1 protein-coding gene is annotated in these 392 nt (G+C 66.1%); it reads right to left on the bottom strand.

All coding sequences use genetic code 11. The features are described from left to right. Nucleotides 1–392: CocE/NonD family hydrolase (locus AC0AIB_RS31580; protein WP_465098141.1), on the bottom strand; the 392-nt coding region annotated here is incomplete at both ends.

Here is a 392-nt window from a genome sequence, read left to right as displayed (position 1 = left end):
GTCCTCCTGGTCCCACAGCCCTTGCAGCCACATCGTCGGGACCTTCAGCGGCGTGGACGCCATCGTGCGGTCCAGCGCCTGTTCCTGCCAGAACGTGTCGTAGGCCGGATGCTCGGTGAGCTTGTGCCACCACGGAATCTGTTCGAGGCCGTTGGCGCGCGCGTAATCGCCGGCCGAGCCCGCGCGCAGGAAGGTGGTGTAATCGTCGTAGCCGGCGCTGGGGATCGAACCGCCCTTGCCGCGCTTGCTGAGCTGGCCGACGAAGTAGCCGAAATTGACCTGACGGAACGCGCCGTAGTTGAGCCAATCATCGCCCATCCAGCCGTCGATCATCGGGCTCTGCGGCGCGGCGACTTTCAGCGCCGGATGCGGATCGGTCAGCGCCATGACCA

The sequence above is a fragment of the Micromonospora sp. DSM 43699 genome (assembly GCF_055517075.1).
Note: the sequence above shows the minus strand (reverse complement) of the source record. Positions and strands in the feature narration are given on the sequence as shown.